Below are 15,263 nucleotides of genomic sequence, written 5' to 3' on the forward strand. Positions count from 1 at the left end.
CATGGCCACCACTGCAGCCAACAGAAACTTTATTGTTGGTGATGTTCAAGGCTGTTTTGTCGAACTAACTCAGCTGTTAGCGCAACTCCAGTTCAACCCTAAATCTGATGTGCTTTGGGCCTGCGGTGACCTTATCTCTCGCGGACCAGACTCTTTGGCGACCCTGCGCTTTTTCATGTCTCTCGGTGACCATGCCAAGGTGGTTTTAGGCAATCACGATCTACATCTTTTTTGCGTTGCCGCTGGGCTAAAGCGAGGCAGTAGAAAAGATCTGCAACAGGAGCTATTAGCAGCACCGGACCTACCGCAAATTATCGACTGGTTGCGGTTTCAGCCACTACTACGGACGTTGCCAGAACATAACGTAGTACTGACCCATGCAGGTTTACCACCACAGTGGGACCTCAAGACCGCTCAACAACGTGCCGCCGAAGTCGAAGCCATATTACAGCAGGATGATTACCTTAAGTTCTGTCAGCAGATGTATGGGGTTAAACCTAACCAAGACAACCCCGCGGCACCGCTGTATGAGCGAGCCACTTTCACCGTCAATACGCTCACTCGAATGCGTTACCTAACCACCGACGGCGCACTTGAATTTGAGGATAAAACCCCACCGACTGAGGATTCCCCTTACATACCGTGGTTTGCTTACCCTGATCACTATGCTCTTAAGCACCATCGACTAGTGTTCGGCCATTGGGCGTCACTACAGGGAAATACAACCGACAGCAACGCCATCGCTATCGACTTAGGCTGCTGCTGGGGCGGAGAGTTGTGTATTTGGCAGGCTGAAACTGGGATAAAGCACACAATACCCTCACGCAAAAAGAGTAAAGATTACGACTAGTGTGGGAAATTTGCGCGACAATTAAAGTCGAATGACATTCCTGCCGATAACTCAGAATAATAATAATAATTAGGGTAGCTTGTTATGACTTTAACGGTAGCAAAGAGAATCATTGGTGGTTTTGCCTCAGTAACCTTACTGTTGTTGTTGTTAGGCAGTTTATCGTGGCTCGATATGCAAAAGGTTACTCGCAATACTGAGGGACTACTGCACTTCTCCCTACCAGCAAAAGATCATGCCACCAGCATTGAGCGATTACTGTCAAAACAGCAAGTCGACCTACTCAACGCTTATTTCAGCAACAACCAAAGCAGCAACGACAATGCCCAACAAAGTCTGGATAGTCACCAAGCGCAACTGTTCGAGGTGCTGGCACAGATTGAGCCGCTACTGAGCACTGCTCCTGATTCCCTCGAAGTATTGATAGAGCTGAAAAAACAGCTCGACACCTTCAATCAATCGGGTACTGCGTTAATCAACGCACACAACAACGCCTTAGAAACCCAGGTACAGGTGCAACAAACATTAGAGCAACTGCGTATCTCCATCGACGACACCGAATACTTCCTTGAAGACATTATCGATCTGCAAGATTCCAATAACCTATTTGAACAAGAGATGGCCATAGAGGCAGGTAAACTGCAAAACAATATTACCGTTCTTGCCCGCTCATTGGTGGCGCTATCAACCATCAATACATTGCCGCAAATCGACTCGCTCACTATAGAGCTACAGGGTTCGGTACAGGTTTTAGGGCAAAGTCGCGATAAATTGATTGGGCTAAACAATACTCTTCCCATCGCCAACGACATCGACGAGCTGGTTGAAGCCGTAACGGCTATCATCAGTAACCTGAGCCGTAATAATGGCGTCTGGCAGCAGGCGCGACGCTACGTTGAACACAACCAAAGTGCCAAGCAATCACTAACAGCCAATAACGTTCAAGCTGAAGCGTTATCAATGAATGTGCAGCGGTTAAACGACCAACTATTTAACGCAACTGAAAGCGCTGGCGATGACACCATCGATTCGATTCTGACGAGCCAGCAACGAACTCTAGTGGTGATGGCACTGTCGATACTGTTAGCAACCACCATTGGCTTGTTCACTATTCGCTCGATCACCCGACCACTGAATCAAGTCAACCACACCCTGACTATCCTCGCCCAAGGGGATCTTACCGCAGAACTGGATTACCGCTCTAAGGATGAGTTTGGCCTACTGATTGCTAACATCAATACCTTAGTTGGTAGCCTCCGCACCTTGATTAGCTCTATTAGTGACAACGCTAACCAACTGGCCACCGCCGCCGAGCAAACTTCGGCCATTACTACACAGACTACCTCGGGCATCCAAGCGCAGCGTAATCAGTTAGAGCAAGTCGCCGCGGCGACCATTGAACTATCCGCCTCTGCCAGCGAAGTCGCCACCAGTGCCAATGACACCCTCGGTGAAATGAAGCAAGCCGACGATGAAACTCAGCGGATGAAATCCCTATCGAATGAAAACTCAGCGTCGTTGCTTGAGCTTGCTCAAGAGGTTGAACAAGCCAGCATGGTGATCAATAAACTGCATGAAGACAGTGCCACCATTGGCAGTATCTTGGATGTAATCCGCGGCATTGCTGATCAAACTAATCTGTTGGCGCTCAATGCCGCTATCGAAGCAGCCCGCGCCGGTGAGCAAGGCCGAGGGTTTGCTGTGGTCGCCGATGAGGTAAGGTCATTGGCATCGCGCACTCAAACCTCAACCACCGAAATCCAAAATATGATTGAAGCGCTTCAACTCGGTGCTCAGCAAGCCGTAAGCGCTATGAGCCATGGCCAAGCGAAAGCGCAGAGCAGTGTCGATAAAACCAATGAAGTGAATCAGGTACTGGACTCAATCGCTGATGCGGTAAACCGCGTCTACAGCGCCGGCAATCATATTGCTCAAGCAGCCCAACAGCAAAACGAGGTGTCAATGAGTATCTCTGAGAGCATCAACCAAGTTAGCGGGATCGCTGAGGAAAATAGTACTGGCGCCGAGCAAACTGCCAGCGCCAGTCATCAAGTTGCGCAGCTGTCAGAACAACTGCGTACGCGCGTACGTCAATTCGTTATTTAATACGACGCAGTCAATCCCAAACGGCCCAGCTCGATAGCTGGGCTGTTTGCTATTCGACACATCGCTTGAGGCAGATAAAATCTAAATCGTAACCATTGTTGGCATCGCGGCTACGACGCTCACGGCTAACCTCTCGCCATTGTGTCGAGTCCCATTGAGGGAAATGGGTGTCGCCATCAAGCTCAGCGTCCACCATTGTGAGGTACAGCGTATCTGCACGAGGTAGCAACTCTCCATAGAGCTGGCCCCCACCAATCACCATCAACTCATCGGTCGTTGCAGCAACCAGTGCCATAGCCGCATCGATGCTGTTGACCACTTCCACCCCTGGGATCGTAAGCGCTTCCTGCCGAGAAATAACGATATTCTGTCGCCCGGGTAACGGTCGACCAATCGATTCATAGGTCTTACGCCCCATGACGATAGGCTTGCTCATGGTCACACTTTTAAAATGCGCCAAGTCCGCAGGGAGATGCCACGGCATCTTATTTTCTTTACCGATAACATGGTTACGGGCCATACAGGCAATCATCGCGATCTGCACAGACTCTCCTTGTTGCAGTTAAGTAACTGTCTTGATGGTATAAAAAAGGGCGCCCCTAAGGGCGCCCTACTTTCGCAAAATTCACAGCAGAAGTCAGTAGCTGTTACTTTTGGTAGATAACTTCAACGTCATAATCGTCGTCGTCAAAATCATCATCCCAATCGTCATCTTCAACCACTACGTGCTTCATTTGCTCAGCATGGTGATGCTCCCACTTGAAGCTCACTTCCTCTTCAGATTCCTCTTCAGAGAACTGCTCAGGCATCTCATCGATGATGCGTTGTACCTGTTGCACTAAGTCGTCGGTATTGGTTTTAGAGATTGCAGCGATGGTCGCTACCTCTTCATCCCACTCCAAAGCGTCCTTAATGGCGTTGATACGCTCTTCGCGCTCATCTTCTGGCACAAGGTCCAGTTTGTTAAGCACGAGCAGACGAGGCTTCTCATACAGCTTAGGGGAGTACTCCGCTAGCTCGTTTAAGATAGCAACAGCGCCATCACCAGGATCAGAACCGTCAAATGGTGCCATATCGATGATGTGCAGCAACAAACGACAGCGTTCTAGGTGCTTCAAGAAGCGAATACCTAGGCCTGCACCGTCGGATGCGCCTTCAATCAAACCTGGGATATCAGCAATCACGAAGCTGGAGGAAGCTCCGGTGCGCACAACGCCTAAGTTTGGTACCAAAGTGGTGAACGGGTAATCCGCCACCTTAGGCTTAGCAGCAGACACCGAACGGATGAAGGTTGATTTACCGGCATTTGGTAAGCCCAATAGGCCTACATCTGCCAATAGCAACAACTCCAGCTTCACTTCGCGATGTTCGCCTTTCGAGCCTAAGGTCTTTTGACGAGGGGTACGGTTAACCGAACTTTTAAAACGGGCGTTACCCAAACCGTGGAACCCGCCTTTAGCGACCATCAGCTTCTGACCATGCTTGGTCAGATCACCGATCAGCTCATCGGTGTCGGCATCGATAGCACGAGTACCTACCGGTACAGGCAACAGCTTATCTTCGCCACGTCGACCGGTACAGTTAGCGCCACGACCGTTCTTGCCACGCTCAGCGCGGTGACAACGTTCAAAGCGGTAGTCCACTAACGTGTTTAGGTTTTCGTCGGCAACCAGGTATACGTCGCCGCCATCACCGCCATCGCCGCCATCCGGGCCGCCGCGGGGAATGTATTTTTCACGGCGGAAGCTAACAACACCGCTTCCGCCATCCGCAGCTTCTGCGCGGATTGTGACTTCATCTACAAACTTCATGATCAGGTCCCACCAAGGTTTCGCCTAAAGTATATGCGTAATACGCAAAAAACCCCGCCGAGGCGGGGCTTTTCTTATTCGAACAGGTCGAATTACTCGGCAACAATGCTCACAAATTTGCGATTGTTCTTGCCTTTCACTTCAAACTGAACTTTACCGTTTGCGGTAGCAAACAAGGTGTGGTCTTTACCACAACCTACGTTGTCACCAGCGTGGAATTTAGTACCACGTTGACGAACGATGATGTTGCCCGCTAAAACGTTTTCACCGCCAAAGCGCTTAACACCAAGACGTTTACTTTCTGAGTCGCGACCGTTACGAGTCGAACCGCCAGCTTTTTTGTGTGCCATTTCTCAGTACCCTCGTATTAAGCGTTGATGCTAGTGATTTTAACTTCAGTGAACCACTGACGGTGGCCCATTTGCTTACGGCTGTGCTTACGACGACGGAACTTAACGATTTTCACCTTGTCCGCACGACCGTGAGAAATCACTTCCGCTACCACTTTGCCACCTTCAACAAGAGGTGCACCTACTTTTACTTCTTCACCGTTAGCAACCAGTAAAACCTGGTCGAAATCGATGCTAGAACCGGTCTCTACGTCTAATTTCTCTAGACGCAGGGTCTGGCCTTCAGCAACACGATGCTGCTTACCGCCACTTTGGAAAACCGCGTACATAATAACTCCGCTACTTCACACGCTGAAACCGCCTATTAGTTTGGGGGTCAGGGTGTGGCTAAAACTGTTTGACAATGGGCGCGGATTCTACGGCATGAGCAGGAAACAGGCAAGTCCGACTTTAAAAAAAAACCGAGGTTACCGATATTTTCTCAACCTTGTGCAAGGAACACTCTGGTTCATTGCGACTTTTTGGGTAGAATGACAATCCGAAAAACACTAACCATAATAGGCTTAACTCATCGTTAAGCACGATCTCGGAATCCCAGCATGGACCTGAACGCCATCCGCGCCATTGCTGCAGCAGATATGCAAGCAGTAGATAGTACTATTTCTGAGCAGCTTCATAGCGATGTTGCTTTGATCAATCAGTTGTCATTTTACATCATTAATGGCGGCGGCAAGCGCCTGCGCCCATTATTGGCTGTTTTGGCGGCTCGAGCTGCTGGCTATCAAGACGGTGATGCTCACGTCAAGCTTGCGGCTATCATCGAATTTATCCACACCGCGACATTGCTGCACGACGATGTGGTGGATGAATCAACCATGCGCCGTGGTCGTCAAACTGCCAACGCCATGTTTGGCAATAGCGCGAGCGTGTTGGTCGGTGACTTCCTTTATTCTCGTTCATTTCAGATGGTGGTTGATCTCAAAGAGCACTATGTAATGGCTGATCTCGCCAGCGCTGCCAACGTATTGGCAGAGGGTGAAGTGATGCAGCTCATGAACTGTAATGATGCCGACACCACTGAAGATAGCTACATGCAGGTTATTTACTGCAAAACCGCTCGCTTATTTGAGGCAGCAACCCACTTGGCGGCGGTTCTGGCTGGCTGTGAAGACAACGTTAATCAAGCTATGTCCGATTATGGTCGCTACCTTGGCACCGCATTCCAGTTAGTTGATGACGTATTGGATTACACCGCAGACGCAGAAGAGCTAGGTAAGAACCTTGGCGATGATCTGGCTGAAGGCAAACCAACCTTACCGCTGATCCATGCGATCGCTCATGCTGATGAGACCGGCAGTAGCCGTATTCGTACCGCTATCGAGCAAGGCGGCTGTGATGAGGTCGAGGCCGTTGTTGCGACTCTCAATCAAACTGGCTCACTCGAATACACCATGCAGCGTGCTGAAGAGGAAGCAGATAAGGCGATTGCCGCGCTATCTATCCTGCCTGAGAGCGACTTTAAACAAGCCTTAGTCGGGTTGGCCCACATTGCGGTACAACGCCGAAATTAAGAAATTTACAGAAAATTTTAAACGGATGTGAACTTATCAAATTAGGCGCAGTCTGATGTTATGTTCATCATCCCTGCTAGGTGACAATTGACCGTCAATCAATAGTCACCACAATCAACGCCCGTTAGGGCGTTTTTTGTTTCTATTACCGCGACAATTGCTATCATCGCCCCGCCCAGTACAACGAAGAATTGCTCACCATGCTGTTAATGCTCGATAACTACGACTCTTTTACCTTTAACCTTGTGCAGTATTTTCAGCAATTAGGTCAACAGGTTGTAGTTCGACGTAACGACCAAACCAGCATTGTTGAGATCAACGCATTACAGCCAGATTACATAGTTATATCCCCAGGGCCGAAAGATCCTAACCAAGCTGGGCTAAGTCTGGAGGTGATAGCCCACTTTGCAGGCGTCGTTCCCATTTTAGGGGTGTGTCTGGGCCACCAAGCCATCGCCCAGCACTTTGGAGCAAGCGTCATTCGCGCCGATGCCCCGATGCACGGCAAAACAAGTGACATCAGCCATAACAACGTTGGCGTATTTCAGCACTTAGCTCAACCATTGCGAGTCACCCGTTATCATTCGCTCATTGTTGACGCGGCGACCCTCCCTGCTTGTCTTGAGATCACCGCCAGCCATACTAGCCCTGCCGGACAACAACAAATCATGGGGTTACGTCATAAAACCTTACCGATTGAAGGGGTACAGTTTCATCCGGAGTCTATCCTGACTGAACAAGGGTTAGAGTTGCTCAATAATTTTCTCAATCAACAACGCTAACACCTAGACACAATTCCCACCGATGTAACTGTTTTTTGCCGCGTATTTAACGTGATATAACCCATTAATAACAATGGCAATCACGGAAGAACCATGATGAAAATCGGCTTACTCGCGGTCGCAATCACCCTATGTGGATGCGTTAATACTCAACAACCAATAGCGAATAATGGGCAGCCAAATACCTCGGCACTCCCCCCAGCGTTAACTGCGCCGCCACTGCCGGCAAAGCCTTTGACGCTGGAGCAGATAATGGCCGAACCAGACTGGATAGCACGCTCACCGGAGCGTTACTACTGGGCTCCAGACAGCCAAGCGGTACTCTATCAGCGCAAACAGCACGGCTCGATATTACGAGACCGATATGTGCATCGGTTGGACGCTATCAACCCACAACAGCTGCCGCTGTCGCAATGGGGCTCAGTCGCACAGCCAGGCAAGTCTCACCAAGGCGCAACAGCGTGGTTATATCAAGGCAACCTGTTTTTCCAAGATAAAGGTGAAGTGCAACAGCTGACCTTTGGTAATGAGCCAATTGACGATTTTCGCTGGTTAAAGGATGGTCGGCTAGCCTATTGGCATAATCAACAGGTGTGGCTAATAGAGCCCAATCGACCACAACCTAAATTATTAGCCCAACTCATTTTTAGCGCCGCACCCCAAGTGCCACAGGCAACGAACTACCTAGCTAAACAGCAGCAGTTACTCAGCAGCTATTTAGCTAAAAAACAGCATCAAGCGCGGCAACAGTTTGAATTGAAGCAGCTACGTCAACAACAAGATCCAGCCATCAGCGATGCCCAGTTTTACCTCGGTGAAACAGAGCGATTAGTGGAACTCTCATTGTCTCCAACGGGCCGTTACCTATTACTGGCGTTGACTGACAAAGACGCCAGCAGACGCGCAGAGCATGACATCATGCCCAACTACGTTACCCAGTCTGGATATGTGGATGCACTGCCGGTCCGGACCCGAGTCGCTGAAGCGCAGATCGCAGCGCATCGCTTCGTCGTCTTGGATACCAACACCGGACAACAACAGGATGTCAGTTACGAAGGGCTAAGTGGTTTCGACGAAGATGTCTTGATTAGCGAGAAACAGCAAAACTACTTGGCACAAGGCCGGACTTATCATTCTGAAGCTAAGCTGCGTACCATTCGCTTAATACAAGACTGGGGGTGGCAACAAAGCGCGATGGTATGGCAGCAAGATGCCGATGTTGTTGCCGTGATGCTAGAGGCAGCGGACAATAAAGACCGTTGGATTGCGACGGTGAATCTGAGCGAGGGTACCTTTAATACCGAGCACCGCCTGCATGACGACGCTTGGGTCAACTACACCCACAACGAGTTTGGCTGGTTAGGGCAGCAGCTTTACTATCTTTCGGAGCAATCTGGGTATTCCAATCTGTACTTGCAAGCGCTTGGCCAATCCGAGCACGCATTGGTTGCGGGCAAACAGGTCGTTAGCAACCTTACCGTCAGCGCAGATCAGCAATACATTTACTATCAATCCAACCCAAATCATCCGGGTCAGTATGAAGTATTTCGCGTTGCCACTAAGACTGGCGAAGTTGAGCAGTTAACTGACTTAAAGGGTAATTTGGACTATCAGCTCAGTCCAGACGAGCAAACCCTTCTGTTATTTGCATCGAGTTCGACTCGACCACCAGAGTTGTATACCCAAGTGCTTGGAGCAGCACCACAACGATTAACCAATACCATCTCAACCGAATTTAGCGCTTATCCTTGGCAGGCCCCCACCATTGTTGCGGTTCCATCAAGCCATCAACAGGAGCCTGTCTACGCTCGGGTTTACCTGCCACAAAATTATGACGCTACCAAACAATACCCAGCGGTGATCTTTAACCACGGGGCTGGTTATCTACAAAATGCGCACTTTGGCTGGTCTGGTTACTTCCGCGAATACATGTTCCATAACCTGCTGAGCCAACAGGGTTACGTGGTGATGGATATGGATTACCGCGGTTCTAAAGGTTACGGCCGCGATTGGCGAACGGCCATCTATCGCCATATGGGCCATCCCGAGATTGACGATCTTGCTGATGGCATTGACTGGATGGTGGCCAATGCAGCCGTTGACCGAGCTCGAGTCGGTACCTATGGCGGCAGTTACGGTGGCTTTATGACTTTTATGGCGCTATTTACCCAGCCGGAGTTATTCCAAGCCGGCGCGGCACTGCGTCCGGTGACCGATTGGGCTCATTATAACCATAACTACACCAGCAACATTCTCAATACTCCGATAGATGACCATATCGCCTACCAACGCAGCTCACCTATCTATCACGCCGATGGGCTCAACAAACCACTGCTGATTATGACTGGAGTGTTAGATGACAATGTATTGTTTCAAGACAGCGTCCGTTTGGTGCAACGACTAATTGAGCTTGAAAAGCCCATGTTTGAAACCGCTATCTATCCAGTCGAGCCCCACGGCTTCCGTCAGCCCAGCAGTTGGCTCGATGAGTATAGAAGGATCTTCCGTTTGTTCGAGGCTGAGGTAAAATAGATTGTTCAAGATCATAAATACCAAATACATTCAGTAGTTGCTAACTTAGCTAAGAGCATCTATTTAACGTAATTGATGTAAACCCATATATCGGAGCCCAACTTGAAACCAACCGCAGGTAGTTTGCCTTCAACCGCCAACCCATTAACGGATAGAGGCGCCCTGCAACAACGCTTTTGGCAGTATCTGATCGACGACGCCCCGAAAAATCGCCAGCAACAGGATGCGGACAAAGTAGAGGCGGATTATTGGCAAGGTAAGCTTGAGGTGGAACGCGTTGCCCAGCAGCAGCGCCAAGCCGACTTAGAGGCTCAACAGCAGCAGATACAGCAATTCCAACAACGCTTTGTCAGCCATTACGATAAAGAGCTCCAGCGAGTGATGGCCTCACCGGAGTTGATCAGTCAGGGCAGCCCCATCACCGAAGCAGAGTTGGGTTTGCTGGACGAGTTACTATCGCCTAACGTCAATCGCAACCGAGTACTAACCCAACTCACAGCCCTGCCGAGTCTAAGTAACGCCTTGGTCCGCTATGTCAATAAACAACAACTCCAACGCGATGGTGCGCCGGTAACCAACGTCCGCTTGGCTTTCAATTTTCTTGGGGTTGAAGAGCTGCAGCAAGTGCTGCCATGGTTGCAGTTTCAGTTATGGCGTCGCAACGGCCCAACCTCACTTCGACTGCGTAAGTTGTGGCGAATGCTACAGCAACAAAAGAAGATGGCAGGCAAATTAGCGCCAAGCTTCGGCTGCAATAGCGGACTCGCAGAAGGGCTAGCTGTACTGCAATCGGTGGAGATCATGTTATTGCTTCACATTGGCGAGAACCTGTTCGAGCAGCTCCGGCATAAATGGTTAACCCATGCCCGCCAAGCTGGTGAAAAACTGGCCCATCAAGCTATCTTCGACGTAAAGCTACCAAGCCGCAGTTTAGTTAGCGCCTGGCAGAAGCCGCATTTATGGGGTTTCCAGACACTATCTGCGCACCTATCGAACGCCAATAAACGCTTTATGGTTGAGATGGCGCAACAGCATTATCATAAGCTATCAGCCGCAACTGAAGTGGTGGCTCACGCCCACCTAATTACCATCAGCAGTACCCTTAAAAAGCGAAAATTGGTCGAGCCAGAGCAACTGGTATTGTGGCGATATAGTTACCCTAGCTTGGCTGACGCAACAAAAAAGTACGCATAGAACAGCATAACAATCACATGAATGAGCGTTTTTGGCGCGACCAGTAACGTTATAGCAACAACCGTTACCCTACATCAGATCACTGCCAACAGCGGTTGTGTGGCCTAGTAAATTTTAAACCTAGGTACAAATCACCAACAATTTTATAAACTTAAAGCTGCATAACTAAGCAAAAAGCCGCTTATTGCTACAATAAGCGCTTTTTTGACTCTGTTGCCTTGTTTTTATATGGTTCAGCGTTATAGGAAATGAGAGAAGCGTCACACCGAGATGACGCAGTGGCCATAAGAGGAACCCCGCCATGAGTGAACAAACCACCCTAAATCGTGCCTTGTTTGATGAGGTAATGGTACCGAACTACAACCCCGCGGCCATAGTGCCGGTACGAGGCGAAGGCAGCCGCGTTTGGGACCAAACGGGCCGAGACTTCATCGACTTCGCCGGTGGTATTGCCGTGAGTTGCTTAGGTCATTGTCATCCTGCGATGGTTAATGCGTTAACGCAGCAGGGGCAAAAATTGTGGCACCTATCGAACGTATTTACCAATGAGCCGGCTCTGAAGCTCGCGCAAACCCTAGTTGACCATACTTTCGCTGAGCGCGTGTATTTTGCAAACTCTGGTGCAGAAGCCAACGAAGCAGCATTGAAGCTGGCCCGTCGCGTCGCCTTGGAGCGCTTCGACGAAACGAAGGATCAGATCATCGCCTTCAAACAGGGCTTTCACGGCCGCACCTTCTTCACCGTTACCGTTGGTGGTCAAGCAGCCTACTCCGATGGCTTCGGCCCTAAACCGGGCGCTATTGATCACCTGCCGTTTAACGACGTTGCCTCATTAAAGGAAGCTTTCAGCGAGCGCACCTGTGCAGTTATGATCGAGCCGATGCAAGGTGAAGGGGGGATTATCCCAGCCTCAGACGAATTCCTGCAGGCTGTCCGCGACCTATGCAATCAACACAACGCCCTGCTTATCTTTGATGAAGTACAAACCGGTGCAGGTCGCACTGGTCACCTGTACGCCTATCAAAAATACGGCATCGTGCCAGACATCCTGACCTCAGCTAAAGGCTTAGGTGGCGGTTTCCCTATTGCCGCAATGCTTACCACAGCCGAGATTGCTAAACACCTGAAGGTTGGTACCCACGGTTCAACTTATGGCGGCAATCCATTAGCCTGTGCTGTGGCACAATCAGTACTCGACGTTATCACCACGCCCGACGTATTGCCTGCGGTTGAAGCCAAGTCTCAGCGTTTCCGTGACGGCTTAGCTGCCATTAACGCCAAATACCATGTATTTAGCGAAGTCCGCGGCATGGGCTTACTGCTCGGCGCAGCCTTAAACGCGGATTACCAAGGTCGTGCTCGTGACTTCTTAGTAGCAGCAGCAGAGCACGGCACAATGTGTTTGGTTGCCGGTGCCAATGTGGTTCGATTCACCCCAAGCTTAGTCATCAGCGACCAAGAGATCGATGAAGGGTTAGCTCGTTTCGAAAAGGCGGTTGCACAAGTAGTCGCTGGCTAATCGAGGACCTCAACATGCTAGTGATCCGCCCAATACAAAATGAAGATTACCCAGAGCTGATGGCGATCGCCGTCGCCTCTGGGCACGGCTTCACCTCGTTACCGGTCGATGAATCTTTGCTACGCAAAAAGATCGAGGTCTCGGTTAACAGTTTTGCCAATACCATTACTCAACCCGGTGGCGAAAGCTACCTGATGGTGTTGGAAGACGATGGCAAAGTCGTCGGTACCTGCGCCATCGCCGCAGCCGTAGGCCACGATGATGCGTTTTACCACTATCGGCTTGGCAAGGATGTTCATGTCTCCGACAAGCTCAACATCCGTCGCGAGGTCGAGACGCTCACCCTTTGCAACGACTACACCGGTGCTAGTGAGCTGTGTACCCTATTTTTGCGCGAAGAGCATCGTCACAGCAACATTGGTCGCTTTCTCTCTCGTAGCCGCTTTTTGATGATGGCAGCATTTCCGGAACGCTTTAGCGACACGGTGATTGCTGAGATGCGCGGTGTCAGTGATGAGCATGGCGAGTCACCGTTCTGGCAGTGGCTTGAACAACACTTCTTTGGCATCGACTTTCCAACTGCCGATTACCTTACTGGCATCGGCGAGAAGAGCTTCGTCGCTGAGTTGATGCCGCGCCATCCAGTGTACGTCAATCTGCTCAGTGAAGCGGCGCAGCAAGTAGTCGGCAAGGTACATACCAATACCGCGCCAGCGTTATCATTGCTGAAGCATGAAGGCTTCACCTTTCGCAATTACGTCGACATATTCGATGCTGGCCCAACTGTTGAATGTCAACGCCAACAGATCCGTTCGGTGCAGCTGTCAGAGCCACGCCACTGCCATACCGCGGAGGAGGCTGAACTTAGCGGCGATTACATCGTGTCCAATGGTCGCATCAACAACTATCGCGTCGTCCGTGCTGCTGCCCAACTTACTGAGTCACATGGTGTAGGGCTCAGCCAGCAAGTACTGGACGCCCTACAGATAAACTGTGGCGATCCAATTTGGCTGTTACCGCTGTAGATAAGGAAATTACCCATGACTCATTTTATTAACGGCGAATGGCTTGACGGCCAAGGCCCCCTATTTCAATCGCTCAACCCCGCCAACAACTTGGTGGTGTGGCAAGGCAACAGCGCTAATGCCGCACAGGTCGATAATGCGGTTGCTGCCGCTCGCGCTGCTCAGTTGGACTGGTACCTCGCGGGTCTAGGCGCCCGTCTGGCTGTCATTGAACGATTCAAAGCATTACTCGAACAAAACAAAGAGTCGATGGCAGAATTGATTGCCAACGAAACCGGCAAGCCGCTATGGGAAACCCGCACTGAAGCTGCTGCAATGATTGGCAAGGTTGGCCTGTCAATTAACGCTTACAACGAGCGTACCGGTGTAAAAGAGAGCGATACCCCTGCCGGTCGCGCCGTATTGCGTCACAAACCCCACGGTGTAGTTGCGGTGTTTGGTCCATATAACTTCCCTGGCCACCTGCCTAATGGCCACATAGTCCCTGCCCTTATCGCCGGTAACACCGTGGTGTTAAAGCCGTCAGAATTAACTCCTGCGGTTTCTGAAAAAGCGCTAAAACTATGGCAACAAGCGGGCTTACCTGATGGTGTTATCAACCTAGTCCAAGGTGAATTGGAAACCGGTAAGGCACTGGCTAGCCACAACGGCATCGATGGCTTGTTCTTTACCGGTAGCTCTCGCACTGGTCATTTACTGCATCAACAACACGGCGGCCAACCTGGTAAGATCTTAGCGTTGGAAATGGGGGGCAATAACCCACTCATCGTTCGTGAAGTAAGTGATGTGCGCGGGGCCGTTCATGACATCATTCAGTCGGCATTTATCTCTTCTGGCCAACGCTGTACCTGTGCTCGTCGCCTCTATGTGCCACGCACAACGCAAGGTGATGAGATCGTAGCCCGTTTAATTACCGCAACCGAAGCGATCCATGTAGCTCAGCAAGACGCGACCCCAGCCCCATTTATCAGCAGCATGATCTCAGCTCAAGCAGCTCAACAGATGGTGGCTGCACAGGCACAACTGGTTAGTCTTGGTGGCACCATTCTCACCGCACTAACTCAGTTAAAACCTGATACCGGTTTGGTCCGTCCAGGTATCGTTGATGTTACTGCCATTGCCGAGTTACCAGACGAAGAGTACTTCGGGCCATTGCTGCAGTTGATTCGTTACGACGCCTTTGATGACGCCATCGCCATGGCCAACAACACCCGTTACGGCCTGTCTGCGGGATTGCTGGCAGACGACCGCGCCGAGTGGGATTATTTCTTACCGCGCAGCCGTGCCGGCATCGTCAACTGGAATAAGCAAATCACTGGAGCCGCCGGTTCAGCACCATTTGGTGGCATTGGTGCCAGTGGTAATCATCGTGCTTCAGCCTACTATGCTGCTGATTATTGTGCTTATCCTGTGGCCTCAATGGAGTCCGATCAGGTGAGCTTCCCCGCGTCGCTATCGCCGGGCTTAACCATCGACTAAACCTCTCTATATAAGGCTGCCTCTGGCAGCCTTTTTCAACGATA

General features: G+C 50.5%; 13 protein-coding genes. 9 read left to right on the forward strand and 4 right to left on the reverse strand.

Annotated elements, in window-relative coordinates; translation table 11 throughout:
- Nucleotide 1: 1 nt before the first annotated feature.
- Both HER31_RS13525 and HER31_RS13530 read left to right on the forward strand, forming a co-directional pair.
- The gene (locus HER31_RS13525) at nt 2-850 is read left to right on the forward strand and encodes a symmetrical bis(5'-nucleosyl)-tetraphosphatase (RefSeq protein ID WP_168661190.1); all 849 of its coding nucleotides are present in this window, start codon (nt 2-4) and stop codon (nt 848-850) included.
- An 84-nt stretch (nt 851-934) separates the two neighbouring features.
- Complete coding sequence (locus HER31_RS13530) at nt 935-2,956, forward strand: methyl-accepting chemotaxis protein (protein ID WP_168661192.1); 2,022 nt, start codon at nt 935-937, stop codon at nt 2,954-2,956.
- 49 nt (nt 2,957-3,005) lie between these two features.
- On the opposite strand, the gene folA is transcribed toward HER31_RS13530, so the two are convergent.
- The 4 genes from folA to rplU form a co-directional block, all read right to left on the reverse strand.
- A complete protein-coding gene (gene folA, locus HER31_RS13535) occupies nt 3,006-3,500 on the reverse strand; it encodes a type 3 dihydrofolate reductase (RefSeq protein WP_168661194.1) in 495 nt (164 codons plus the stop codon).
- Nucleotides 3,501-3,603: 103 nt separating this feature from the next.
- A complete protein-coding gene (gene cgtA, locus HER31_RS13540) occupies nt 3,604-4,767 on the reverse strand; it encodes an Obg family GTPase CgtA (protein WP_168661196.1) in 1,164 nt (387 codons plus the stop codon).
- A 92-nt stretch (nt 4,768-4,859) separates the two neighbouring features.
- On the reverse strand, nt 4,860-5,117 hold the full coding sequence (gene rpmA / locus HER31_RS13545; RefSeq protein WP_168661198.1) for a 50S ribosomal protein L27: 258 nt from the start codon (nt 5,115-5,117) through the stop codon (nt 4,860-4,862).
- A gap of 17 nt (nt 5,118-5,134) precedes the next feature.
- Entirely contained in the window at nt 5,135-5,446 is a 312-nt protein-coding gene (gene rplU, locus HER31_RS13550) for a 50S ribosomal protein L21 (RefSeq protein ID WP_168661200.1), read from the reverse strand.
- 270 nt (nt 5,447-5,716) lie between these two features.
- On the opposite strand from rplU, the gene ispB reads away from it, so the two are divergent.
- The 7 genes from ispB (at nt 5,717) to astD (ending at nt 15,219) form a co-directional block, all read left to right on the forward strand.
- Complete coding sequence (gene ispB / locus HER31_RS13555) at nt 5,717-6,688, forward strand: octaprenyl diphosphate synthase (RefSeq protein WP_168661202.1); 972 nt, start codon at nt 5,717-5,719, stop codon at nt 6,686-6,688.
- A gap of 200 nt (nt 6,689-6,888) precedes the next feature.
- Nucleotides 6,889-7,470 carry an anthranilate synthase component II gene (locus HER31_RS13560; protein ID WP_168661204.1) on the forward strand — a complete coding sequence of 194 codons (582 nt, stop codon included), beginning with the start codon at nt 6,889-6,891 and terminating at the stop codon, nt 7,468-7,470.
- A gap of 93 nt (nt 7,471-7,563) precedes the next feature.
- Nucleotides 7,564-10,002 (forward strand): S9 family peptidase, encoded by a 2,439-nt coding sequence (locus HER31_RS13565; protein ID WP_420811001.1) that lies wholly within the window; start codon nt 7,564-7,566, stop codon nt 10,000-10,002.
- A gap of 102 nt (nt 10,003-10,104) precedes the next feature.
- Nucleotides 10,105-11,196, forward strand: a complete 1,092-nt coding sequence (locus tag HER31_RS13570; protein ID WP_168661207.1) for a hypothetical protein — start codon at nt 10,105-10,107, stop codon at nt 11,194-11,196.
- Between the two features lie 301 nt (nt 11,197-11,497).
- Nucleotides 11,498-12,715, forward strand: coding sequence for an aspartate aminotransferase family protein (locus HER31_RS13575; RefSeq protein WP_168661209.1), 1,218 nt, complete (start codon nt 11,498-11,500; stop codon nt 12,713-12,715).
- Nucleotides 12,716-12,729: 14 nt separating this feature from the next.
- Nucleotides 12,730-13,740, forward strand: coding sequence for an arginine N-succinyltransferase (gene astA / locus HER31_RS13580; protein ID WP_168661211.1), 1,011 nt, complete (start codon nt 12,730-12,732; stop codon nt 13,738-13,740).
- 15 nt (nt 13,741-13,755) lie between these two features.
- The gene (gene astD, locus HER31_RS13585) at nt 13,756-15,219 is read left to right on the forward strand and encodes a succinylglutamate-semialdehyde dehydrogenase (RefSeq protein WP_168661213.1); all 1,464 of its coding nucleotides are present in this window, start codon (nt 13,756-13,758) and stop codon (nt 15,217-15,219) included.
- The last annotated feature ends 44 nt before the right edge of the window (nt 15,220-15,263 follow it).

The sequence above is a fragment of the Ferrimonas lipolytica genome (genome assembly GCF_012295575.1).
GTDB lineage: Bacteria > Pseudomonadota > Gammaproteobacteria > Enterobacterales > Shewanellaceae > Ferrimonas > Ferrimonas lipolytica.